Origin of the sequence: Hwangdonia seohaensis, assembly GCF_031932625.1 — a bacterium.
Classification (GTDB): Bacteria; Bacteroidota; Bacteroidia; order Flavobacteriales; family Flavobacteriaceae; genus Hwangdonia; species Hwangdonia seohaensis.
In genome coordinates this window covers 270960-292268 of sequence record NZ_JAVSCK010000004.1, presented here as the reverse complement: position 1 = coordinate 292268, position 21309 = coordinate 270960, and the positions used below count along the sequence as shown (strand labels likewise).

General features: G+C 36.4%; 22 protein-coding genes. 6 read left to right on the top strand and 16 right to left on the bottom strand.

Annotated elements, in window-relative coordinates; genetic code table 11:
• Positions 1–81: 81 nt before the first annotated feature.
• Genes RNZ47_RS14130 through RNZ47_RS14120 form a run of 3 tightly spaced genes read right to left on the bottom strand, consistent with a single transcriptional unit; the run spans position 82 to position 2635 of the window.
• Positions 82–1095 (bottom strand): potassium channel family protein, encoded by a 1014-nt coding sequence (locus tag RNZ47_RS14130; RefSeq protein ID WP_311941538.1) that lies wholly within the window; start codon positions 1093–1095, stop codon positions 82–84.
• Positions 1092–1319, bottom strand: a complete 228-nt coding sequence (locus RNZ47_RS14125) for a PspC domain-containing protein (RefSeq protein ID WP_311941535.1) — start codon at positions 1317–1319, stop codon at positions 1092–1094. The genes RNZ47_RS14130 and RNZ47_RS14125 overlap by 4 nt, the downstream gene beginning before the upstream one ends.
• 44 nt (positions 1320–1363) lie before the next feature.
• Positions 1364–2635 (bottom strand): DUF2851 family protein, encoded by a 1272-nt coding sequence (locus RNZ47_RS14120; RefSeq protein ID WP_311941531.1) that lies wholly within the window; start codon positions 2633–2635, stop codon positions 1364–1366.
• Positions 2636–3005: 370 nt separating this feature from the next.
• On the opposite strand from RNZ47_RS14120, the gene RNZ47_RS14115 reads away from it, so the two are divergent.
• A complete protein-coding gene (locus tag RNZ47_RS14115; protein WP_311941528.1) occupies positions 3006–3524 on the top strand; it encodes a Crp/Fnr family transcriptional regulator in 519 nt (172 codons plus the stop codon).
• A 199-nt stretch (positions 3525–3723) separates the two neighbouring features.
• Here the strand turns inward: RNZ47_RS14115 and guaB are convergent, their stop codons facing one another.
• From guaB to RNZ47_RS14085, 6 genes are all read right to left on the bottom strand, one after another.
• The gene (guaB, locus tag RNZ47_RS14110) at positions 3724–5196 is read right to left on the bottom strand and encodes an IMP dehydrogenase (protein WP_311941525.1); all 1473 of its coding nucleotides are present in this window, start codon (positions 5194–5196) and stop codon (positions 3724–3726) included.
• A 59-nt stretch (positions 5197–5255) separates the two neighbouring features.
• Complete coding sequence (locus RNZ47_RS14105; RefSeq protein ID WP_311941521.1) at positions 5256–6026, bottom strand: Insecticidal toxin complex protein; 771 nt, start codon at positions 6024–6026, stop codon at positions 5256–5258.
• 249 nt (positions 6027–6275) lie between these two features.
• On the bottom strand, positions 6276–6764 hold the full coding sequence (locus RNZ47_RS14100) for an Aq_1264-related membrane protein (protein ID WP_311941518.1): 489 nt from the start codon (positions 6762–6764) through the stop codon (positions 6276–6278).
• On the bottom strand, positions 6765–7292 hold the full coding sequence (locus RNZ47_RS14095; protein ID WP_311941515.1) for an FMN-binding protein: 528 nt from the start codon (positions 7290–7292) through the stop codon (positions 6765–6767).
• Positions 7293–7500: 208 nt separating this feature from the next.
• Complete coding sequence (locus tag RNZ47_RS14090; RefSeq protein WP_311941512.1) at positions 7501–8664, bottom strand: putative porin; 1164 nt, start codon at positions 8662–8664, stop codon at positions 7501–7503.
• A gap of 168 nt (positions 8665–8832) precedes the next feature.
• The gene (locus RNZ47_RS14085) at positions 8833–9696 is read right to left on the bottom strand and encodes a hydroxymethylglutaryl-CoA lyase (RefSeq protein WP_311941509.1); all 864 of its coding nucleotides are present in this window, start codon (positions 9694–9696) and stop codon (positions 8833–8835) included.
• A gap of 100 nt (positions 9697–9796) precedes the next feature.
• Here RNZ47_RS14085 and RNZ47_RS14080 point away from each other — a divergent pair, with 100 nt between their 5' ends.
• Positions 9797–10756: a T9SS type A sorting domain-containing protein gene (locus RNZ47_RS14080; RefSeq protein ID WP_311941505.1), complete on the top strand. Its 960-nt coding sequence runs from the start codon at positions 9797–9799 to the stop codon at positions 10754–10756.
• A gap of 104 nt (positions 10757–10860) precedes the next feature.
• Positions 10861–12786: a T9SS-dependent choice-of-anchor J family protein gene (locus RNZ47_RS14075; protein ID WP_311941502.1), complete on the top strand. Its 1926-nt coding sequence runs from the start codon at positions 10861–10863 to the stop codon at positions 12784–12786.
• An 80-nt stretch (positions 12787–12866) separates the two neighbouring features.
• Here RNZ47_RS14075 and RNZ47_RS14070 read toward each other — a convergent pair whose 3' ends face one another.
• Positions 12867–13901, bottom strand: a complete 1035-nt coding sequence (locus RNZ47_RS14070; protein ID WP_311941499.1) for a quinone-dependent dihydroorotate dehydrogenase — start codon at positions 13899–13901, stop codon at positions 12867–12869.
• 123 nt (positions 13902–14024) lie between these two features.
• Between RNZ47_RS14070 and pepT the strand changes: the two genes are divergently transcribed.
• The gene (gene pepT / locus RNZ47_RS14065) at positions 14025–15263 is read left to right on the top strand and encodes a peptidase T (RefSeq protein ID WP_311941496.1); all 1239 of its coding nucleotides are present in this window, start codon (positions 14025–14027) and stop codon (positions 15261–15263) included.
• 61 nt (positions 15264–15324) lie between these two features.
• Here the strand turns inward: pepT and RNZ47_RS14060 are convergent, their stop codons facing one another.
• From RNZ47_RS14060 to RNZ47_RS14040, 5 genes are all read right to left on the bottom strand, one after another.
• On the bottom strand, positions 15325–16080 hold the full coding sequence (locus RNZ47_RS14060) for a LytR/AlgR family response regulator transcription factor (protein WP_311941493.1): 756 nt from the start codon (positions 16078–16080) through the stop codon (positions 15325–15327).
• Positions 16081–16375: 295 nt separating this feature from the next.
• On the bottom strand, positions 16376–16705 hold the full coding sequence (locus RNZ47_RS14055; RefSeq protein WP_311941490.1) for a 2TM domain-containing protein: 330 nt from the start codon (positions 16703–16705) through the stop codon (positions 16376–16378).
• 12 nt (positions 16706–16717) lie between these two features.
• On the bottom strand, positions 16718–17020 hold the full coding sequence (locus tag RNZ47_RS14050) for a 2TM domain-containing protein (protein WP_311941487.1): 303 nt from the start codon (positions 17018–17020) through the stop codon (positions 16718–16720).
• A gap of 14 nt (positions 17021–17034) precedes the next feature.
• Entirely contained in the window at positions 17035–18375 is a 1341-nt protein-coding gene (locus tag RNZ47_RS14045) for a histidine kinase (RefSeq protein ID WP_311941484.1), read from the bottom strand.
• A gap of 21 nt (positions 18376–18396) precedes the next feature.
• Complete coding sequence (locus RNZ47_RS14040; RefSeq protein WP_311941481.1) at positions 18397–19020, bottom strand: tetratricopeptide repeat protein; 624 nt, start codon at positions 19018–19020, stop codon at positions 18397–18399.
• A 166-nt stretch (positions 19021–19186) separates the two neighbouring features.
• On the opposite strand from RNZ47_RS14040, the gene RNZ47_RS14035 reads away from it, so the two are divergent.
• Entirely contained in the window at positions 19187–19588 is a 402-nt protein-coding gene (locus RNZ47_RS14035; RefSeq protein WP_311941478.1) for a hypothetical protein, read from the top strand.
• A gap of 74 nt (positions 19589–19662) precedes the next feature.
• Here RNZ47_RS14035 and RNZ47_RS14030 read toward each other — a convergent pair whose 3' ends face one another.
• Complete coding sequence (locus RNZ47_RS14030) at positions 19663–20394, bottom strand: energy transducer TonB (protein ID WP_311941474.1); 732 nt, start codon at positions 20392–20394, stop codon at positions 19663–19665.
• A 206-nt stretch (positions 20395–20600) separates the two neighbouring features.
• On the opposite strand from RNZ47_RS14030, the gene RNZ47_RS14025 reads away from it, so the two are divergent.
• Positions 20601–21257: a DUF2441 domain-containing protein gene (locus tag RNZ47_RS14025; protein WP_311941472.1), complete on the top strand. Its 657-nt coding sequence runs from the start codon at positions 20601–20603 to the stop codon at positions 21255–21257.
• The last annotated feature ends 52 nt before the right edge of the window (positions 21258–21309 follow it).

The window sequence follows — 21309 nt, the reverse complement described above, 5'->3', positions numbered from 1 at the left end:
TAAGGAATATATATTTAAAGCTAGCAAGATGCTAAAAATAATTGATTTTTTAAAACAATTGGTTGTTAAATAGCGAATACGCTAATTAATATTATACACAGAATTAAGCAGTTCAATTTGTTCAGGTCGGCCTAAAACAATAATTTTTGAATGAGGGGCAAGATCCAAATCCGCCTCTGGGTTTACGATGTATTCTCCGTTTTCATTTTTATAGCCAATCACCGAGCAACCTGTTTTTTTTCTGAGGTCTAAATCCTTAATGGTTTTAATTTCCTTGGTTAATTTTTCAACGGCAATCTCTTCAATATTTATATTTGATTTCCCAACGATTGAAAGGTTATCTACAAACTCCATTAACCCCGGAACCACAACCAAGGACGCCATGTGATCGCCACCAATTTTATCTGGCAAAATAACATTATTGGCACCTGCAAGTTTTAATTTTTTATATGAGGTTTCTTGAGAGGCGCGACTTATAATATTTATATCCTTGTTTATTTGTCTGGCAGAAAGGACGATAAACAAATTATCGGCATCGTTTGGCAAAGCCGTTATTAAGCACGATGCCCTATCAATGCCTGCCTGTATTAAAGTTTCGTCTTCACTGGCATTACCCAAAACAAACGGGGTTTCTTCGTTTCCAACTTTATCGACCAATTCTTTGTCTTTTTCAACAATAACAAATGGTTTATTGTAGGCTAATAATTTTCTTGCAGCTTGTCTCCCATTTCTTCCGTAACCACAAATTATAATGTGATTTTTTAAGTTATCAATCTTTTTCTGCATCTTTTTTTGTTTTAATTCTTCAAAATTATTCTTGCTTAAAATATATTCGGTGATTACGGATAAGGCATACCCCAAAATAAAAACACTGGTTAAAATTAAAAATATGGTGAATATTTTTGTGGCGTCGTCTAGTGGGTGCACTTCTTTAAAACCAACGGTTGTAATGGTTATAACGGTCATGTAAAGTGCATCGATCCAGGTGTAATAGGACATCGATTTAAAGCCAACAACACCAATGCCCACCAATAGAATCAACAGAAAAATTGCTGTATAAATTTTTGTTCTAAAAATTTTTATTAGTGGATTCATAAATCAAAAACCGATGAGCGTTTTGTATAAACCAAATCTTTAACATGCATCCAAAAGGCCAAAAATAAGTACAGCGCAAAACCAAAACCAACCGTTACAAAAGTAAGATACATAAACGTGGTGCGCACCACTTTAGCCCTAATACCAAACCTGTCGGCTATACGCTGACAAACATAATATCCGTGCTTTTGAAAAAACAATAATGGTTTGTAAAAAATGTTCATGTTGCAATTTAACACTAACTTTTTTAGTTTAAAAGTTTATACGTTTATTTGTTTAAAAGTGTATTTCCTATAGCACATTGCAAGCACTTATTTTTAGTGCAATATTCGTTTTTTAGCTGAAGCAGAGCTTGTGATTGCAAAGCTGAAGTCGATACTTTTTTAAGCGCATTGAATTTTTCTATAACACTGTTTTTTTCTGAAGAAATGTGCCGCATTAGTTTTACGATATCCGCTTCAACCTGTTTGCCTCGATACTTGGCGTATGCGAATTTTATGGGAATAATGGTATTGATCATCAATAAATCGATAAACGCTTTTGTGAGTTGTTTTTTTGATGTTTTTGAAACTTTGTCGAAGGTATAGTGCGATTCCCAAAACGCAGATGTTTGTACCGAAAATAGCATATAAAAATCTTCAATATTGTTTATGTTATTGAGTTTTGAAAACAGGTTTTGCTCTTTGTGGTACAGACTTGCCAATTGCGATAAACGAACGGTTGGGAAGTTTGGTGGCCGTAACCTAAAAAACTGAACGGGCGTTATATTTTGATTGTTTAACGTAAATTTCTGTTTTAAAAATTGATACTCTTTGGCTAAATTTTGAAAATAGGCATCTTCAACATCGCCAATTAATAAATCGGCCTGCCCAAAAAACAAAGCTTCCAAACTGGTTTGGTTGTTTTGCAGTTTCCTAACCATTGAAAAATCCACGGTATTTGCCATACTTAAAAAAGCATCGGCGTTAACTTTAAGTCCGAAATTTTTAGCAAGCATTTTAAACAAAACCGCTTCCCAATCGTTTTTTGATGTTTTTAAAAGCTGGTTTATATCTTCAGATTTCCGCTCTAAACGCTCAAAATATAAGCGCTCCAACCAGTTTTGGATTATAAAATCATCAACACTTTTAAAATCGTTTTCGCAATTAATCCACTTATTGGTTTTCGAAAATAATTGCCGGTAATTTTTTAATGCCGATTTAAAGGTATACGCTTTCAGCTCCAAAGTTGGAATTGCCGTGTTAGTCTTTCTGTAAATATTGGTATCGTGCTCCCAAACTACGTGCAAAATAACATTATCGTAAGCCTTGTCTTGCTCGTGATTGTGCAAAAACCAATCGGAAGATTTGATATGGATTTCTACATTTCCCGCCCAAAGTTGGTTGTCAATTTTAAGTTGTGCATTAAAAAAATCCGGTCCTGAATTCCTATTGTGTTGTCCAACCGAAACTATGGAAACCGTTTCTGCATTTGTGGTTTTTAAGTTCGACGCATCAAATTTTTTATGTTGCCAGATGTAATGTAGAAAATCTTCTTGCATACAACTAAAATAGAAAAAGAATTGAAAACTTAATATCTGCATAACATAATTAAGAAGCGCTTTAAAATGGTTGCAGCGTACGGATGAATGTAATTAAAACCGCTCATAGTTATTTTAACAAACCCTAATAATCACATTATCAACATAATAAGACAATATATTATATTAAAAGAAAGGAATCCCGTCATAAAAACCACGTGTTTTTCTGCTTTAAAGTAGGTTGACTAATTTATCTAATAATATAACGACTTTTATATGAACCTAAAGCGATTTTTCGTACTTTTAATAATTAATTAATCACAGAGTGGGTGCTAATAACTCCATAGCAAAAAAAATATTCAAAAATCTTACTCTCTCAAATCAAGAGGTAATGATTATTGATTCCTTGTTTCATAAAGAAATTCACAAAAAAGGCGCAATACTTTTAAAGGCCGGCGACGTGGTTGACGCCCAATATTATATTGAAGATGGCTGTTTGCGTTCGTTTCATATAAATTCCAAAGGAAAGGAATACACGGTACAGTTTGGTTTTACTGATTGGTGGATTAGCGATTTCACGGCATTTTTTTCAAAATCAAAAGCCATATTGACCATAGAGGTCTTGCAAGACACTACGTTGTACCGCATATCGAAAGAAGACAAAGAGTTTTTATATGCGAAAATACCCAAAGTAGAAACCTTTTTTAGAATAAAATTGGAACGCGCTTTTGCATCTTTCCAAAAACGAATTCTCGCAGGTTTATCGCAATCTGCCACCGAACGCTACATTAATTTTGTTAAGACGTTTCACAATATCCAACAATGTTTAAAAAACTACCACATTGCGTCTTATTTGGGTATTACCACAGAAAGTTTAAGCCGAATTAGAAAAGAATTATCGAGCAACTGAATTTATTATCATACATCAATTTTTTTAACGATTTATCATCATACATTTGCTACATCGTTGAGATTGACAACATACTTATTGTAAATCCCTATGATTAATAGCAAAAGTAAAAGCGCATATATTCTATGCGCTTTTTTTATATCTTCTTATAAAATAAATGAAAACCCGTTAATAAATAAGCTCAAAAAGCATATTAAAACTACCTTGAATAGTTGGGAGATTCTTTGGTAATGGTAACGTCGTGCGGATGGCTTTCGTTAATCCCACTTGCCGTGATTTTTACAAACCGCCCGGTTTCTTTTAACGTAGCGATGTCTTTGGCACCACAATACCCCATTCCTGCGCGTAAACCGCCTATAAATTGGTGAATGCTTTCATATAAATCGCCTTTATAAGGTACACGCCCCACAATACCTTCGGGTACTAATTTTTTAATATCGTCTTCTACATCTTGAAAGTAACGGTCTTTGCTTCCTTGTTTCATCGCTTCAACAGAACCCATACCACGATACGACTTAAACTTTCGTCCTTCGTAAATAATGGTTTCCCCGGGTGATTCTTTGGTTCCCGCTAAAAGCGAACCAAGCATAACCGTATCTGCTCCCGCTGCAATTGCTTTGGGTATATCGCCGGTATAACGGATGCCACCATCTGCAATTACCGGAACACCACTTCCTTTTATAGCTTCAGCGACTTCAATAACTGCCGAAAATTGAGGAAAACCAACCCCTGCAATTACTCGCGTGGTACAAATTGAACCTGGGCCTATGCCCACCTTTACAGCATCGGCACCGGCATCAACCAAGTATTTTGCAGCTTCGGCCGTTGCAATGTTGCCCACAATAACATCAAGTTCAGGGAATCTAGACTTTATTTCTTTTAACACCAACACCACGCCTTTTGTGTGCCCGTGCGCCGTATCGATAACTACGGCATCAACACCTGCGTTTACCAAAGCTTCTGCCCTATCAACGGCATCAGCGGTAACGCCAATGGCAGCAGCCACACGCAAACGACCGTATTGGTCTTTGTTGGCATTTGGTTTTTGGGTGACTTTTGTAATATCCCTAAAGGTAATTAAACCAGAAAGTTTATAGTTATCGTCAACAATAAGCAGTTTTTCAATTTTATGTTGTTGAAGTATTTTTTCGGCATCTTGCAATGAGGTGCCTATTGACGAAGTTACCAGATTTTCACTCGTCATAACCTCGCTAATCAATCGTGAATTATCGTGCTCGAAACGCAAATCGCGATTGGTTACAATACCTTTTAATGTGCGGTCTTCGCCAACAATGGGGATACCTCCAATTCCATACTCGGCCATGTACTGTTTAGCGTCGCCAACCTTTGCAGTGAGCGGCAAGGTAACCGGGTCGATAATCATACCGCTTTCCGCTCGCTTAACCCTTCTAACTTTTAAGGCCTGCTCTTCAATAGTCATATTTTTGTGCAGCACACCAATTCCGCCTTCTTGCGCCATAGCAATGGCCATTTTGCTTTCGGTAACGGTATCCATGGCTGCCGAAATAATGGGCACATTAATGGTAATGTTACGCGTGAATTTGGTTTGAATATTGACCTCGCGAGGAAGTACTTCTGAGAATGCTGGGACCAAAAGAACGTCGTCGTAAGTTAAACCTTCTCCTAATATTTTATTTTGTTGTGAAGTCATTTTGCAATTAGCGTTAAATTGCGTGCAAATATACAATATAAATATCAAGTAATTGTTAATTATTTGTATCTGTTTTTGCAATATGTCCTCAATGTATCGAAGGCGTATTTATAGCGGGCTTCGGCATTTGTGAGATTGCCTTTAAACCGAATGGCCTTTGGTACAACCAGTGCGTATAAAAAAGTGCCTTTAGCGATACGCTGAAACTTTTTTAGGCTTCTTTTGTCCATGGATTTGTAAATAGAAGCAATCCAAAAATACTGCTCTTGGTACAGCATATCCTTATCCCATTGTACAGCGCTTTGGCCCGTATAGATTTTATGAGATTGGTATATTGAATTCAATGGCACAAAAGCATCGTTAAAAACCAATTTGCTACCCCTGTTGGCGTACCCTAAAATTCTTTTGCTCGTAAATATGTCAAAGGGAAAAGATTCCATTTTACGCAATTTGGTGGAAATGTAATGCGCCATTTTAACCCAAACCACCTCGTGTCTTTTTTTATCGAGTTCGTTATACAACCACATGTAAAAAGCTTTGCGCTCTTTAATATTGACGTATTCTTTTGGTAAATTATGGGTTAAGTTATAGTGGTTGGCGCGTTGCCAAACCAGGGTGTTTTTTTGTCGGTCTGATTTTAACCAATCGGATGGTGAAAGATTTTGCTTTTGAGTGGTTTTCTGGTAGGTTTTTAGGTTTCTCCATTCTTTGGCTGAAACTGAATTGCTGAAAATTATTATTATAAAAAAGGTAATCCATCGCATAATTGAATAAAAATACGGAAAAAAAATTGCGTGTTCTGTAGTTAATACTTTTTTTGATACGTTCATTTTGTCTGGATACAAAACGAACCAAAAAATCAAAACGATGTATTAGGAAATTGCTGTGCACCATTCGCTTTAGTACATTACTATTTAGGATATTTATTTGGTTTTTATTTTATAATCCTTGTTTGGAATTCCAACATTATTTTTACAGCTCATTATTTCTGAAAATCGCTGCTTACGACGCTGTCGGAATTTCAAGTAAGTATAATGTTTTTGAGTTGGTGTTCAGCATTCAGGAAAACAGCATGCTAATTATCTTTTTTGAAATAATTGTTTAAATACAATTAATACGGATAACGAATAAGTAAGGGTCATTAAAATACCGGAAAACATAACAATATACTTCATCCAAAGCATGCCTTTCCACAAGAGGTAAAGTCCGCCAAAAGTGAGCACGACCGAAACAAATGGCTCCACAATTAAGAATATTTTAAGCTTGTTGTTTAATTTGGTTATGGCAACCAAAAGCCCAACCATAAAGAAAATAATAGCCATGGATAAAATGTGGTTGTGCACCAAAGTTAGCATTTCTTGATCGCTTTTTTTAAAGCGCATCACGGTGGCGTTTTCATCGTCTTCGTTTCCTAAATATTGCTCTTCAATGCCATTTGGATTTGTTGAAGATGTCTCGCCAACAAACAATAATCCCGTAAAAAACCCAATACTTAATACAATAATAAAAGCACCGATTAATAATTTAATCTCTTTAGGAAGCGTAAATATTAATCCGTTTAGTTGCATTTACAATATGTTTTTTGAATGAAGGATTTTTAAAGATTTTAACAAGTTGTTCATGGCATTTGTCATTGAGCGTACCGAAATGGTTGCGCCCGAAATAGCGACTATATTATCGCCATAATTTAAGCTATCTGCTCGGGTTTTACCTGTAAACTGTTTTAACCAGCGTTTGCTGCCAATTTCGGCGCCGTAATCTTCCCGATAGATGAGCACTTTGGCTTTTAAAACCACCAAATTTTTATCGAGTAATACCAAATAATCGAACTCATCGGTTTTACTTGGGGCTTTTGCTACGTAAGCGTATCCTAAAAGTTCGCTGTCCGTTTCTATTTTAAATAAATTGTTCTCTTCGAATTTTGATGGTAATTTTTTTGCAATGTCTTGAGGAATTGCTTTGGCATTAAACGAAAAGGTCTCAATATTAAAAACGCTTTTAATTTCTTTATCTACCTTTTTTTGAATGTTTTTTGGAAGCCCAAAAGCCATTAAAAAAAGCGCTGTTAATAATATTGTTATGTGTTTAAAACTCATATTGCAAAAGTATTCTTTTTTATTTGTTTTACAAGCCAAATGGTTAGCCACCAAATTTAGTTTTAGTGGTTAACCATTGTGCTTGCCCGCGTTAGGGATTGCAGTGGAAAGCCCATAGCACCTTTTTTTGGTGCGAGGACTTGCAACGTAAAGCCCGACCCTCCCGATAGGTATCGGGATTGGGTAACGCCCAAATTATTATTATGGTTTAGAACCAAACTCCGATTCCGAAGTTTAACTGCCCCATTGATTTGTTGCCAATGGCAGCATTATCTAAAATTTGGTAATCTGCTTTTACCACCGCGCCATTTGCTACGTGGTAGCTTAAACCAGTAGTCCACTCGTTTCTGTTGTAACTTAGGTTTCTGGCAATGCCTGCATCTTGGGTTGCGGCGTGGGTATCGTATTGCTCGTAACGTACAAAAGCATCTAGTTTTTGCTCGTTGGTAAGTGGCAATAAATTGTAAGCGGCCTCTGCATACCAACCTTTAAGCTCGCTACCCAAATTGGCACTGTTTAAGTTATTGTAAGCTGTTGCGTCGCTAATTAATGCGTGAATGTACTGCCCACGTGCCGAGAAACGTTTGTTAATATAACGGGCATCTAAACCAAACATAGAGATTCCTACATCTGCACCGTCAATCATGTCTACATCGTCTTCGGCCTGTGTGCGACCAAAGTATCCTGAAAGCCCTAAACGCAATCCTTGAATGCCGTAGTAATCTACTTTTGCCGAAAGGTTTGGTGTGTTTATTGTAGATTCTGCTCCTTTTTGACGGCCGTTACGCAAACCATTGCTTCCGCCCAAAGTTTTAGAACCGTTTAACGATGTAAATCCGTTAAAAATATAGGCTTGGTAACGTAAATTGGCGTTGTTAAATCTGCCGGTTACACCTACTCCAATTTCTCTCCATGTCGATGGCACAATGCTTTTATCAACATTTGGTCGTTCTACACCATTATAGGTTGTTGGCTCGTGATATTCGTTTACAATACCCATTGGCACCAACATTAAACCACCACGAATATTAAGGTTATCGTTTAAGCTGTAGTTTAAAAATGCTTGCTCGATGTACACTTCCTTAACGTGTTCGTACTCAATTTCAGTAACAAATTGCACCTTGTCGTTAAACTTGTAACCTAAAAGCATAACCATACGGTGCACGTCCATTTTACCGTTTGCACCTTCGGGCTGGTTGTAGTCAATTTGTGCGTATCCACCAACGGTTATCCCATTAGAAACGGTACCGTTTATTATGTTTTGTGCAGCGTTTTGCTGTTGGTTTTTTGTTGAAGTCGTATCTTGACTTACCGTTTGTGCAAAAGCAAATGCACTGATAAAAATTGCTGAAATTGTGATGACTCTTTTCATTGGTTAAATTTATTGTCTTTATTTAGACTAATTATAAATAGATTATGATTTTCGATTGCAAAAGTAAAAATGAAAATGACTTTAGCAAAGTTTATTTAGAATTATTTTAAATAAAATTTAACTTAAAAAGTTAATGAAGTGAAAATGAAACAAGTCATTAAAAAAAAATCAATGATAAGTATTAAATATTTTTGAAGCCTCGTTGTATGCGCTCTCAAAACTAAGGGCGTTTAAACTATTGTTTTTTTGCGACGTGAAGTAAGATAATAGTTTTTCGGTTGGCATGTTGCCCGTTAACTCATCTTTTGCCATGGGGCATCCACCAAAACCTTGTATGGCGCCATCAAAACGCATGCAACCTGCTTTATAAGCGGCATCTACCTTTTCGAACCAAGTAGATGGCGTGGTGTGTAAATGGGCACCAAACTCAATATGCTGGTATTGTGGTATTAAATGTGAAAATAAATAGCTGATGCTCTCGGGGTTTGAAGTGCCCACGGTATCGCTTAACGATAAAATTTTAACACCCATTTTATTTAAGCGTTCGGTCCACTCGCCTACTATATTTACGTCCCACGGATCGCCGTAAGGATTCCCAAACCCCATGGAAATATAAACCACGACTTCCTTATTGCTTTGGTCGGCGATATTTAAAATGTCTTCTAAAATCGAAACCGACTGTGCTATCGTTTTATGGGTATTACGCATTTGAAAGTTTTCTGATATTGAAAACGGATAGCCTAAATAATCGATTTCTTTGTGGATTGATGCATTTTCCGCACCTCTTTGGTTGGCTACAATGGCCAATAATTTACTGGTGGTTTTGCTTAAATCCAATTGCGCTAAAACTTCGGCCGTATCCACCATTTGCGGGATGGCTTTTGGCGATACGAAACTTCCAAAATCTATGGTGTCAAATCCAACACGTAATAACGATTGGATATATTGCACTTTGTTAGCTGTTGGAATAAATGCCTTAATACCTTGCATGGCATCGCGTGGGCATTCAATTATCTTTACTTTTTTAGGCATTTAACACTTAAATATTCGACCATAAAAATACTATTATTTTGTAAGGGATTGCAATTTAATCAGACTTAAATATTTATTAAACCACTAAGCTATTAAACTCATGAAAAACTATACTTCGTTTACAGTCTTACTGTTTTGTGTGTTTATTTCCATTAATAGCTTTGCGCAAAGTGTTGCAAATTACAGCATTGTTTTTGAGAGTTTTTGGGAGACCCCAACTGGAGATCCTGTAAATGGCATTAGCACTATTCCCCTACCAAGTAATCCGCATTGGTCGCCTCTAGCTATTGCTACGCATCAAACAGCAAACTCCATTTTGGAAATGGGAAGTGCTGCTTCCGCTGGAATAGAATCGATAGCGGAAACAGGCGACACAACTGCTTTTCAAAACGAAGTAACTGCCAATGCCGATGCCGATAAATTTGTAATCGGTTCCGGATTAAACGTGGCTCAAGGCACTATTACAAAAAACATTCAGATAAGTTCAGATTACCCTTTTGTAAGTCTGGCTTCAATGATTGCCCCTAGCCCCGATTGGTTTATTGCCATTAATAGTGAAAATTTAAGATCTGGAAACAATGCTGTAAATAACGGCTGGAAAGCTTCTTTTACGTTAGATGTGTTTCCATACGATGCCGGTACAGAAGACGGCAATGGCTATTCTGGAAGCAATCCCGCGTCCAATCCTTTAGATGTTATTACAAGTTTGTTAAACCAGCCGCCTTTTGATGGTGTAAACTCTAATATGAGCCATAGAATTGGCACGGTTACCTTTAATTATATCGATTCTACTTTAAGTAAAGATGATATTGACGTTTTAGAACATGTTTCCATCTATCCAAACCCGTCAAAAGGCAAAATTACGCTTTCAAACCTTAAAAACAGTGATTTAAAGTCAGTTCAAGTTTATAATATATTAGGACGATTGGTTAAAAACATACCCATTGGAAAAGGGCTGTCTAAATTAGAAATTGATTTATCGCATTTAAACACGGGTGTTTACCTTTTAAATTTAAAATCCACGAATAAGAGCGCTACCAAAAAACTAGTAATCCACTGATTTTAAGTTGATAATTATAGATAAGCGATAAAATATAACGCTTAAACGTTTTTATTATTCATAATTTGCGATAAAATATACATTTGAGCAAATGTTTGCCCCGAATGAATATTTTTACTTCAAGAATTACTATTCTTTTTTGTTTAGTTGGTTTTACCACCATGGGTTTGCTGTATGGTCAAAACACGGCAACTGATTGTGGCACAACAACTTCGGAAGCTTCCATAAAATACATTCAAAGTATAAAGCCTCAACTTCAAACTTTCGAGCAAGCGTTTTTAAATGCTAAGTACATTAAGGGTGATACTCCTAAAAAAACTATTAACGCCATTCCGATAAAAGCACATATTATAAGACATTCCAATGGAACGGGTGGTCTTAGCGTTTCGGAGCTTGACGATGCGATTTCTAATTTAAATGCCATTTATAAAGATGCGTTCATGGAATTTTTCCTATGCGATGGCATTAATTATATCGATGATGATAAATTGTGCTTTTTTGATAAAAAAGATGAAACCACACTAACCGAAAAATACAATGTTGCTGGTTTAATCAATATTTATTTTACCGATTACATCAAGAATGATTCTAATGAAATTATTTGTGGTTTCAGCAATAATATGGCGAGAAAGGATGTTATTGTATTAAAAAACGATTGTGTTACCAACGATTCTACGCTAGCGCACGAAATGGGCCATTTTTTTTCATTGATACATACCCACGGGCCAAAAAACGATACTTTAACCAAAGAGTTGGTTGATGGTAGTAATTGCGATACTACGGGCGATGGCATCTGTGATACACCAGCCGACCCTAAACTTACAGACAAAAACGTAAATAATTTTTGCGAATATATTGGTACGGAAACCGATGAAAACGGAGCTGCCTTCAAACCCGATACTCAAAATATAATGTCGTATTCCAAAAAAGGGTGCAGAACGCATTTTACAGAGCAACAATTGGCACGTATGTACGCTTTTTTTATGACGACTAAAAACTATTTGTCCTGCCCGTCATTTAATGCCGATTTTGTTACGGATGTCAACCAAACCTGCGAAGAAGATTTAACGGTTCAGTTTAAAAGTAGCTGTGAAAATATAACGCAATGGGAATGGGACATTGATTCTGACGGAGTTATAGATTACACCACTAAAAACCCAATACATACGTACTCTGTTGGGATTTACGATGTGACGCTAAAGGTTTCAAACAAATCGAAATCCATTAGTAAAACCTATTCAAAATATATTAAAGTCGGGACACAACCCGATATGCTAAATGAAGATTTTGACGATTTTGAAGTGGCGGGAGATAAGGGTTGGACAGTCAACGATGTGTCTGAAAACGGTTATAATTGGTATGTTAATTTTGGCGAAACCTCAACAGAAAACACAGGCCCAAATAGTGATAATTCGAACACAGAAATTTTAGGAAAATATATTTACGCCGAAGCCTCTGGATCCAACCCAGGTGATATTGCCGAATTTAGTTCACCTTGTTTCACTGTTGACAAAGAAAACTCTGAACTTGAATTTTCATACCACATGTTTGGAAAAGATATTGGTGAATTGCATGTGGATTTAAAAACCGAAGATGGTTACATTACCGATGTTATCCCCGCCATTATTGGAAATCAACAAAAGAGTCAAAACGATGCGTTTTTAACCAAGTCTGTAAATTTGTCGTCGTATACCAATCAAACCATAAAAGTTAGATTTAGAGCGGTTAGAGGCTCAAGTTGGGAAGGCGATATTGCCATCGATGATGTGTTTATCAAAACGATTTATGTGCCTATATCGGACGAGAGTTTTATAGTATACCCAAATCCTGTTAAAGAAGACTTGCTATACATAAAAACCAACGATTCTGAATTGGTTTCAAATTTCGAAATTTCTAACTTAGTGGGACAAACATTTTTATCTGGCGCCGTTTCAAACCAACCCATAGATGTGAGCAACTTATCTTCAGGGACTTATTTGCTTATTTTAAACGATGGTAAATCAAGGGTTCTTAAAAAATTCATTAAATAAAGATTGAAATTCCAAAAAAAGGAAATTCCAAATCCCATAAAAAGGAAACGAGCTCAGCATAATAAACCAAAATCAACGAATTAACTTTCTTTTAAAATCGCTTGGTTTATCGCTTTAATTAAACGCGGTCCTTCGTATATAAAACCTGTGTAAACTTGTATTAAATCGGCGCCAGCATTAATTTTTTCCAGAGCATCTTGGGCTGAATGCACACCGCCAACACCAATAATTGGAAAGGCCTTATTACTGTTTTCGGAAAGATATTTAATAACTTTTGTGCTTTTTTCTTTAATTGGTTGGCCACTTAAACCACCGTTACCAATAGCTTTTAATTGTTGCTCTGTGGCTTTTAGTTCGCTTCTGTCCATCGAGGTATTGCTGGCAATTACACCATCCAATTTGGTGTCGGCCACCAATTGAATAATTTCATCCAACTGTATCGTATTTAAATCCGGTGCAATTTTTAAAAGAATCGGTTTCTGTTTCCCAAAAGTTTTATTGGCATTTTGTACCGCGCCTATCAATTCTTCCAAATAATCTTTGTCATTTAATTTGGCATGGCTACCTACATTCGGGCAACTTACATTAAGCACAAAATAGTCAACAAAGGGATGCAAGGCGTTGAAGCACTCCAAATAATCTTTGGTATAATCTTCGGGTTTTGTTTGGGTGTTTTTGCCAATATTTCCACCAATAATCAGTTGGCCTTTATTCTTTTTTAATTGGTTAATTGCGGCTTCCAATCCTTCATTGTTAAAACCCATGCGGTTAATAATACCTTGGTCATCTTTTAACCGAAACAATCTTTTTTTGGGGTTTCCGGCTTGTGCCTTTGGGGTTACCGTACCAATTTCGATAAAACCAAATCCGAAGTTTGCCAACTCATTATACAATACCGCGTTTTTATCGAAACCTGCCGCTAAACCTACCGGGTTTTTAAAGGTTAACCCGAACAAGTTGCGCTCCAATCGTTTATCATTTACAACATACAAACTTTTAAATATGGATGCGAATCCAGGGATTTTGGAAGTGAATTTTATTAACGAAAACGTAAAATGATGAATCTTTTCGGGGTCGAATAAAAAGAATAGCGGACGAAGTAATAATTTGTACATCAGTATTATTTATGCAAAAATACTTCTAATTAAAAAAATGAGCAATTCAAAAGCTAAAAAACTTAATAATCGTAACTTTAAGCCCAAAATGAGCAATTAATTTTTCACCCAAAATATTATAGAATGATTTCAAAAGAACGCCTTATAAAACGATTCATCAGTTATGTGACCATTGACACCGAATCGGATCCCAATTCCAATACCACACCAAGCACCAAAAAACAATGGGATTTAGCCAATAAACTGGCTGAAGAACTTAAATCCATCGGCATGCACGAGGTTACCATTGACGACAACGCCTACATCATGGCAACGCTGCCAAGTAATGTGGAACACGATGTGCCAACTATTGGGTTTATTTCTCATTTTGATACCTCGCCAGATTTTACGGGTGCCAATGTAAAACCTCAAATTTTTGAGAATTACCACGGTGGCGATATATTATTGAATAAAGAAGAAAACATAGTTCTATCTCCAGATTATTTTGAGGATTTGCGTCAATATATCGGGCAAACTCTAATTACTACCGATGGCACAACGCTTTTGGGCGCCGATGATAAAGCGGGTGTTTGCGAAATTGTTTCGGCCATGGAGTACTTAATTAACAACCCAGACATTAAACACGGTAAAATACGTGTCGGTTTTACGCCGGATGAAGAAATTGGCCGTGGTGCGCACAAGTTTGACGTAGAAAAATTTGGTGCAGATTGGGCTTACACGATGGACGGTAGCCAAATTGGGGAATTGGAATATGAGAATTTTAATGCCGCCAGTGCTAAAGTAAAAGTGAAAGGGAAAATTGTACATCCGGGATATGCGAAAGGGAAATTGATAAACTCCATGTACATTGCAACCGAATTCATCAACTCGTTGCCGCGAATGGAAACCCCAGAACACACTGAGGGTTACCAAGGGTTTTTCCATTTGAGCAATATGACCGGAAAAGTGGAGGAAACCGTTTTAGAATATATTATTCGCGACCACGATATGAAAAAGTTTGAAGCCAGAAAAGCGTTGTTTGAAAAGCTGGCGAATGAGCTAAACTCGCAATACGAAACAGAAGCCATTGTTGTTGATATAAAAGACCAGTATTACAACATGAAAGAAAAAATTGAACCTGTTATGCATATTGTTGATATTGCTGAAGAAGCCATGAAACAATTAAACATAGAGCCCTTAATAAAAGCCATTCGTGGTGGTACCGATGGCTCGCAGTTAAGTTATATGGGATTACCTTGTCCAAATATTTTTGCCGGCGGACATAACTTTCATGGGCGTTATGAGTATGTGCCTGTTGAAAGCATGATGAAAGCCACCGAGGTCATTTGCAAAATTGCAGAGTTAACGGCATTGAAAAAATAAGCTGTTTTATTTTTTTTAAATTTAAGATTATCTGAAAAGAGGAGTGGTTATTTGTGAAAAATCACTCCAACCACGCTTTAAAATCCTTAACGCGCTCTCGGGCTACAATGACGTCCTGTTCTTTATAAGAATGGAGTTTAATTTGCAAGCGCGAGTTGGAATAGCTCACCATATCTTTTATGGCATTGATATTTACAAAAAACTTACGATTGATACGGTAAAAGGTTTGTGGCTCCAACTCGTTTTCCAACAACTCCAAAGTGGTATCCAAAAGATAGTTTCGCCCTTCGTTGGTGTGCAAATACGTGCCTTTGTTTTCGCTATAAAAACACTCAATATCATCGATATTGATGAGTTTTAAATGCTGCCCCACTTTTACCGAAAACCGTTTTTTGTATTCTCTATCAATCGGGTTTATGAGGAGTTTTTTTATATCGTTAAAATCTAGGGTAACGGCTTGTTTTTGCGGTGCGCGATCTTGGTATTTTTTAACGGCCGTTGCCAAATCGTCTTCGTCAATGGGTTTTAACAAGTAGTCGATGCTATTTAATTTAAAGGCCTGAAGTGCGTACTCATCGTAAGCTGTGGTGAAAACAACGGCACTTTTAATGTTGACAGCTTCAAAAATTTCGAAGGATAGGCCATCGCTTAATTGGATGTCTAAAAATATTAAATCCGGATGTGGGTTGTTTTGAAACCAGTTGATGGATTCCTCAACGGAATGCAACATGGTTTTGGCTTCTAAATTTAATTTTTGCAGCATGCGCTGTAAACGTCGTGCTGATGGTTTTTCGTCTTCTATAATTATTACGTTCATTTTATAATTGTTCTTTTTTATCATTTCCTTGAAGAAGGAAATCTATTTGTTTTGCCACGAATTCACGAATGTTTTATCAACTTGTTTCTTTAAATATGCTGTACCGACTGCGACTGCTTACTGCCGATTGCGGACTAACCCCGCGTTAGGGATTGAAACGGCATCCTTTTTAAAACTTGATAAAACGAAAATAGCATTAAACTAAAATTAAGCAGATTGCCACAGTTGTTCCTTCTTCGCAATGGCGTTTTAAAAAGATATAGTGGAAAGCCCGACCCGCAGGGTAACGCCCAAATTACTTCCATTGTTTTTTATCTTTATCCATATACTCCCTGATTTTCCGCTCTTCCCAAGATTTACTGAAAACGAGGTTTTTTCCGAACACCCCAAGCGCGTGAAAGCCCAGGCCAATGCCCCAAAAAATAGCGGTTGAAAAGGTGCCGAAATGCCATAGATTGCCATTATTGGACACGACCATGGCTATAATGAAAATGTTAACCACAACGTACCAAAAGGCGTGCCAATAGAAGCCTTTAAGCTCTTTTACACGTTTTTTTGCACGGACGTATGCTTGTTCTTTTTCAAAATTTTTATTTTGGTAAGGTTCTAATTTATAATCTTCCATAATCTTAATGTTTTAATCCCACCGGTTTTCTTCTTTACGCATTATTTCTTTTATTTTGCGCTCTTCCCACTGGCTTCCAAAAAATCCTTTTTGAACAAAAACCACAAAGGCGTGAATGGCCAAACCAATACCCCAGCCTATAACCGAAAACCAAAACCATTTATAGTCCCAATAGGTTTTGTAGTTAATAAAAATGGTGAACGGCGTAAATAAACAATATGCTAAAAGGTGTTGGTAAAAGCCTTTTATGGCTTCAACACGCTTGCGGGCTCTTATCGCTTTTTTGTTGGTTTCTATATCTGGTAATCTTTCCATGATTGTTATATTATTTAGTCCCAATTGTTTTTTTCGTTTTTCATAAACTCTTCCATTTTACGTTTTTCCCAATTTCTGCCCAATGCGCCATCGTTTACAAAAACCTTAAAGGCTTGAATGACCAAACCAATGCCCCAGCCAAACATGGGGAACCAAAACCACTGGAATCCCCATGAGGTTTTGTAATTGATAAATATTAAAAACGGAATAACCAAAAAGTACGATATTAGGCTATAGTAAAAGGCTTTAAGCTCGTCAACATGGTTTAGTGCACGCATGTAGCTGTCGTCTAATGTTGATGAAGTTTGTTCTGTTCTCATAATTGATATTTGTTTTGTAAGCATAGGTATGGCTACCGCAAACCTATTGGCTTGTTTGTTTACATTTATTTTTCGGTTGGTCAATAAATCATAGCGTTGCATAATATTGCTTAAGCCCACTCCACTGCTCTTTTTTACTATTTGTTTGGGCTGCAAATTGTTTTCGACTACCAGATTATCTCGGTCTTCGTAAATTTTAATGTGCAAGGGTTTGGTTGATGTTACCATATTGTGCTTTACGGCGTTTTCCAAAAGCAATTGCAACGATAGCGGTACCACTTTGCTTTCTGGGTTTGATGCTTTTTCGGGCATACTGAAAACGATACTGTCCTCGAACCGCATTTTTAGCAACGACATGTAGGTTTTTGCAAATTCCAACTCCTCGTCAACCGTTACCAATTCCTTGTTTTTTTGCTCTAAAACATAGCGGTATACTTTGGATAGCGATGTAGTGAATTTTTGGGCATTATCCGGATTTTCTTCAATTAAGCTGGTTAATACATTTAAGCTGTTGAACAGAAAATGCGGATCCAACTGATTTTTTAAAGCATCGAATTTAGCGCTTGCCGTACCTGCAATAACCTTTTGCTCTTTTATTTTGTTTTGCTGGTATCTGTTATAAAAATAAATAACATGAAAAATGGCTACAATGGTTAAGGTTACCCACAACCCAAACTGGTAATATTTAAGTTTTTCGTTGGCCAAAAAAGCTTCAAATGTATTGCCCACATAAAATACCGATGTGGAAGCTCGAAGAAAAAACAAGCCTATTAAAGTGATTACCGTAGATCCAAAAACACCAATAACAATGCGCTTTACCGTCTCGTTTTTTTTCCATTGGAGGCCATCCATATAACCAAAAAAATACATGTTGGAATACCCAAGCACAAAAGAATACAGCTGATAAAATGAAAAATCTATTAGAAAATCACTCACGCTTTCAAACTCAAAGCCATCAGAAATAAAGTTGGCCACTACAAATACAGCGCACCCAATAACAAATGTTATAATGATATTTTTAACAGAATTTTTCATGTGTTTTTTTTAGTGTATAATTTACTTTTCACAAGATTTTAGTACTTGCTCCGCGCGCTCTTTTCCCCAATTAGGATGAAACGGTGTTTCTGGCTTAAAGTTAGCAAAAAGTTCTATAGAGCGTTCTATATCTTTACAAAATGGCGTGGTATCTTGCCCAAAATAACGTGCGCCTCCCATGTCCCACTCTGCTTTGCTAAACACCACACGCGGATTTTTGGGTGCTATTTGTGCTGCTTTTGTGTATAATTCCACTACTTTTCCCGAAAGCGTCATGCCATAAGTGGCGCCATCGTAAGCTACCCAAGCGGTGTGCAATAAGGCTTGCAGCACCAGGATTTCCGGGTTGTCTTTTGAAATGGCCGTGGCATCGTTAATTAAATTTTGTGCCTTTTTAAGTTGTGCCGACAGTTTTTCTTCGTCCTTTTCACCAAAACTCTTTACAACATTAATTTGTGCGGCGTAATACAATGGCAACCAGTTGTCCGGTTCAGCTTTTGCAATACGCTCAAATAAATTGGCTGCTTCGGTGGGTTGGTTGCTTCCCCAGAGCTGAAAGGCCTTTTGCATACCTTTTTCGTAATTGGTTTGAGCATGCATTAGTCCTGATACTAAAAGTGTTGCGATAATAATTAAATGTTTCATAAGTTTGGTTTTTATACTGTTAATGATGAAACAAATATCAAGCAGAAAACCAATCTTTAAAAAAGCAACTTACCGAATTGTTATTTTTTGTAGACGAAATGTTAAACTTTAAATATTGGCTCGCAAAAATTATTACATTGAAGAAAATTCGAAACACAAACTAACTATGAAAAAAACAATTCTCATTGCGGTTTTGCTCACATTTTATATGGGAATAAGCCAACCATCCGCTCATGTTTCCATGATAGATTATGTACAGGTTTTAAATGAAAACAAAGCCGAAGCTCTTTTTTACTATCAAAACAATTGGCAACAGCTACGCATTAAAGCTATTGAAAAAGGCTTTATTACCTCTTACCAATTGTTGGAAACCCAACCAACGGCCAAAACGCCCTATACTTTTATGCTTATTACAACCTATAAAAACAAAGCGCAATACGAGGCCAGCGAGAAAAATTTTCAGGAATTGATTGATGCCGGCGATGGCTTAAAACTTTTAAACGAGAAAGCGCCAAATGCCTTCAGAAAGGTAATTTTACACCATGATGCCGTAAAACACTGGCATTAAAAGAGGTTGCCTAAAAAGTCTACTTTAAACAACCTCTTTTTCACATTGATAAAACCATTTAAAAAAACCCTATTTTAACCTTCATGAAGTTTAAAAAATATAGGTACAGCATAACTTACTTTAACAGATTTACCACGCTGTTTTCCTGGAATCATTTTTGGTAACAAGCCAATAATACGTTCGGCTTCTTTTTCTAAAATTCTATCTGGACCTCTGGATCTTACATTGGTTGTATGTCCTTTAGAATCGATAACAAAGATTACCGACACACGTCCTTGAATATTCATTTCCAGAGCCGTTTGCGGATATCTAAAATTCTTTCTAACATGCTCTTGTACTTTTTGCTGGAAACAATCCTTCATTTCATTTTTCGACAATCCTTCGCAGCCTGGAAAAACAGGCACGTCCTCAATGACTGCAAACGATACTTCTACGTCTTCTTCAACCTCTTCAACATCAACTTCACTAACATCTATAATACGCTCTTCAACAGCCTCGTTTTGGTTAGCTTCAGAACTTTCAATTATAGTTTCTTCCACATCTTCAACATCTTCAACAATAGTAATGGTTTCAACAACTACTGGCGGCGGTGGCGGTGGCGGCGGTGGCGTATTGAGGTTTACAATAGGGATATCTTCCTCTAACTCTTCATCAACATCCAATATATCGATGGTTGCAAGATCTTTATCGTAAGTTTTGTACTCTAAAGCTTGCCAGGACATAAGCAGCATCACATTTAAACCTATGGCAAAGTACAGGCTACTGTTTCGTCCTATCTCTAATTCTGGGTTTTTTTTGGGTTTCATGACTAATCCGTTTTATACCATTAAAATTATTATAAAACCCAACTAAATACTATGATATTTATCATGTGTGGGTGGTTTTTGAATGTGAATTTTAAGTTTGATTTTGTGCGAAAAAATTGATATGTTTGTTTAGTGGTTGATATAAAACATTAAAACGACGTATATCCACGAGCCATTAGGTGCAAGTTGACTTACGAACAGAATTTATGAGATATTTTCATATTCAGATTTTAAATGGTATTCGAAAAGAATGGAGAAAAGGAGATTCTGAAAAAACAGGCTTTAATAATTTTTACAGAGATATTCTCAATGGCATCGAAAATATTTCAAAATTTAATTTCCAAGGCAAAAGATTAATTAAAAGAGCTGGAGAAACTATAGAAATTGAATGGATGGATAATCTAGACTACGAATCTAAAAACTATGAAGACCTTTTCTATAAAGTTCAAGATTTACTAATTGACTACGAAGGTTTATCAAACGAACTGTATAAATCACATTTTCAACATTTAAAATTAATAAGAGAAGATACGTTTGAGCAAGTTAGACTTGAAGTAAACCCTTTACTTCCATCAAGAAAAAAGTGCATTTGGTTATGCACAACTGACACACTTGAAAGTTGGTGGGATACTTTTAAAAAACACCCAAAAAAGAGAATAATAGAACTTGAATTATCTCCTAAAGGTAAAAGACACATTGCAGACGCGGAATACATAAAGACGGAATTACACAGTATTAAGGAATGGAAAACTTTAGCAACTGATTATTGGAAAGGAACAAAAACTTCTAATCCAGATTTGGAAGTACTTTATGAGGGACAGTTCAAGATAATTAATGAATACAAAAAAATAGAATTAATATAAAAACCAGTACCTAAAATTGTACAAAAATAATACATAAGTTTATTCCTAAATC

Coding starts and splice junctions, on each gene's coding strand:
- RNZ47_RS14105 (WP_311941521.1), bottom strand. CDS start 6,026: ATGAACGTATCAAAAAAAGTATTAACTACAGAACACGCAATTTTTTTT.
- RNZ47_RS14045 (WP_311941484.1), bottom strand. CDS start 18,375: ATGAAAAATTCTGTTAAAAATATCATTATAACATTTGTTATTGGGTGC.
- RNZ47_RS14080 (WP_311941505.1), top strand. CDS start 9,797: ATGAAAAACTATACTTCGTTTACAGTCTTACTGTTTTGTGTGTTTATT.
- RNZ47_RS14030 (WP_311941474.1), bottom strand. CDS start 20,394: ATGAAACCCAAAAAAAACCCAGAATTAGAGATAGGACGAAACAGTAGC.
- RNZ47_RS14100 (WP_311941518.1), bottom strand. CDS start 6,764: ATGCAACTAAACGGATTAATATTTACGCTTCCTAAAGAGATTAAATTA.
- RNZ47_RS14115 (WP_311941528.1), top strand. CDS start 3,006: ATGATTATTGATTCCTTGTTTCATAAAGAAATTCACAAAAAAGGCGCA.
- RNZ47_RS14040 (WP_311941481.1), bottom strand. CDS start 19,020: ATGAAACATTTAATTATTATCGCAACACTTTTAGTATCAGGACTAATG.
- RNZ47_RS14055 (WP_311941490.1), bottom strand. CDS start 16,705: ATGGAAGATTATAAATTAGAACCTTACCAAAATAAAAATTTTGAAAAA.
- RNZ47_RS14125 (WP_311941535.1), bottom strand. CDS start 1,319: ATGAACATTTTTTACAAACCATTATTGTTTTTTCAAAAGCACGGATAT.
- RNZ47_RS14085 (WP_311941509.1), bottom strand. CDS start 9,696: ATGCCTAAAAAAGTAAAGATAATTGAATGCCCACGCGATGCCATGCAA.
- RNZ47_RS14130 (WP_311941538.1), bottom strand. CDS start 1,095: ATGAATCCACTAATAAAAATTTTTAGAACAAAAATTTATACAGCAATT.
- pepT (WP_311941496.1), top strand. CDS start 14,025: ATGATTTCAAAAGAACGCCTTATAAAACGATTCATCAGTTATGTGACC.
- RNZ47_RS14060 (WP_311941493.1), bottom strand. CDS start 16,080: ATGAACGTAATAATTATAGAAGACGAAAAACCATCAGCACGACGTTTA.
- RNZ47_RS14035 (WP_311941478.1), top strand. CDS start 19,187: ATGAAAAAAACAATTCTCATTGCGGTTTTGCTCACATTTTATATGGGA.
- RNZ47_RS14090 (WP_311941512.1), bottom strand. CDS start 8,664: ATGAAAAGAGTCATCACAATTTCAGCAATTTTTATCAGTGCATTTGCT.
- RNZ47_RS14050 (WP_311941487.1), bottom strand. CDS start 17,020: ATGGAAAGATTACCAGATATAGAAACCAACAAAAAAGCGATAAGAGCC.
- RNZ47_RS14075 (WP_311941502.1), top strand. CDS start 10,861: ATGAATATTTTTACTTCAAGAATTACTATTCTTTTTTGTTTAGTTGGT.
- guaB (WP_311941525.1), bottom strand. CDS start 5,196: ATGACTTCACAACAAAATAAAATATTAGGAGAAGGTTTAACTTACGAC.
- RNZ47_RS14070 (WP_311941499.1), bottom strand. CDS start 13,901: ATGTACAAATTATTACTTCGTCCGCTATTCTTTTTATTCGACCCCGAA.
- RNZ47_RS14025 (WP_311941472.1), top strand. CDS start 20,601: ATGAGATATTTTCATATTCAGATTTTAAATGGTATTCGAAAAGAATGG.
- RNZ47_RS14095 (WP_311941515.1), bottom strand. CDS start 7,292: ATGAGTTTTAAACACATAACAATATTATTAACAGCGCTTTTTTTAATG.
- RNZ47_RS14120 (WP_311941531.1), bottom strand. CDS start 2,635: ATGCAAGAAGATTTTCTACATTACATCTGGCAACATAAAAAATTTGAT.